Annotated in this window: 2 protein-coding genes; one reads left to right on the top strand and one right to left on the bottom strand. The window is 53.8% G+C overall.

Going from position 1 to position 1,555, the window contains the following annotated elements; translation table 11 throughout:
• Positions 1-159: 159 nt before the first annotated feature.
• On the bottom strand, positions 160-576 hold the full coding sequence (gene tnpA / locus RR842_RS14180; RefSeq protein ID WP_332730229.1) for an IS200/IS605 family transposase: 417 nt from the start codon (positions 574-576) through the stop codon (positions 160-162).
• 256 nt (positions 577-832) lie between these two features.
• On the opposite strand from tnpA, the gene RR842_RS14175 reads away from it, so the two are divergent.
• Positions 833-1,555: DegT/DnrJ/EryC1/StrS family aminotransferase (locus RR842_RS14175; protein WP_332730228.1), on the top strand; the 723-nt coding region annotated here is incomplete at its 3' end.

The following is a 1,555-nucleotide window of genomic DNA, read 5'->3' as shown; positions in this document are numbered from 1 at the left end:
GCGAATAGTATTAGATAGCTTATTCAGTCATGACCACCGGTAGATCCAGTGGCTTGGATAGGCGACCCTGTAAGGGTCGAGAATGCCGGCTTGCGGCTAAAGCCGCGATGGTCCAGCGCATCTATTACTAGCCACCCCTTGAAGGGGTTTAGAGCACCTTTACCTCTCGAACCTGCTGCCGTCCTCCTGCTCGGCAATGTATTTTCTGATAGTTGCCTCGTTTAGCCCGACGGTGCTCACGTAGTAGCCTCTCGCCCAAAACGTCCCGTCCTTTCCGATTCGGCTTCGCCATTCAGGATGGCGATCGCACAGCATGAGCGCACTCTTTCCTTTCAGGTAGCCCATCACGTCCGACACGGCGTACTTGGGCGGTATCCTCAGGCAAACGTGTACGTGGTCGGAGCAAACGCTGCCCTCGACGACCTCGCAGCCTGTCTTTTTCTCAGCAAGTTCCCTGATAATGCATCCAACCTCTGCTCGGCACTCTTTATAGAGGACTTTCCTGCGGTATTTCGGTATCCACACGATGTGATAAACACAGTCCCACCGCGTGTGTGCTAGACTTTTCTCGTTCATTGCTCTTCTGCCTTTCGGTTACTGCGATCTGGACCATCGCAGTCAACATCATAAGACAGGAGAGCTTTTTTCTGATTCTCATGTCAAGAACCTGGTGTAACCATCTGCCGCACCACAGGCAGAGCCTGTGGGTTTCTCACAGGGCGCTAATGCGCTGATTCTCCATCAACCGAGCCCTCGCATTTGACCGGTTCCATTACCTCGCTATAATTGAGCAATTAATCCTGTCTAGCCGTTAAACGTACAAGGGGCTCCCATGCAGAATCGCCATATTGCGTTTTCACCTCCCGATGTTGGGGAAGAAGAGGTTGAAGCCGTCGCAGAAGCACTACGCAGTGGCTGGATAACCACCGGGCCAAAAACAAAGCAGCTCGAGCGCGAGCTCAAGGATTTTACCCAAGCCGACGGTTTTGCCTGCCTCGCCTCCGCCACAGCCGCTCTTGAGTGCTGCCTGCGCGCCGTAGGAATTGGGCCCGGCGACGAAGTTATCACCTCCGCTTATACTTACACAGCAAGCTGTTCGCCCATTTGTCACATTGGCGCCACCCCTGTACTCTGCGATACGGCAGCTGACTCATATGAAATGGATTACGAAGCTCTTGCGGGACTTATCACCGAGCGTACCAAAGCTATCATTCCCGTTGATCTGGGTGGTCGCATGTGCGATTACAATCGTTTATTTGCTGCGCTCGAAAGCCGCAAAGCCGACTGGCGCCCCACGAGCGATCTTCAAAACCACTTTGGCCGCCCGCTTGTTATTTGTGATGCCGCCCATTCCCTCGGCGCCTCGTATCAGGGTGTACCCTCTGGCGCCGTCGCTGACTTCACCACTTTTTCCTTCCACGCCGTCAAGAACTTCACCACGGCGGAGGGTGGTGGTCTCTCTTGGCGTACCCGAGGATTCAATTCCGAGGACTTTTATCAAGAAATTATGTTGCTCAGCCTTCACGGACAGACAAAGGACGCTCTCTCCAAGAAC

Source organism: Gordonibacter sp. (assembly GCF_036667095.1).
Lineage (GTDB): Bacteria > Actinomycetota > Coriobacteriia > Coriobacteriales > Eggerthellaceae > Gordonibacter.
This window is presented reverse-complemented; position numbering and strand designations above follow the sequence as displayed.

What these genes read in the sequence shown, in the direction of transcription:
- tnpA (WP_332730229.1), bottom strand. Translation starts at nt 576, where the DNA reads ATGAACGAGAAAAGTCTAGCACACACGCGGTGGGACTGTGTTTATCAC.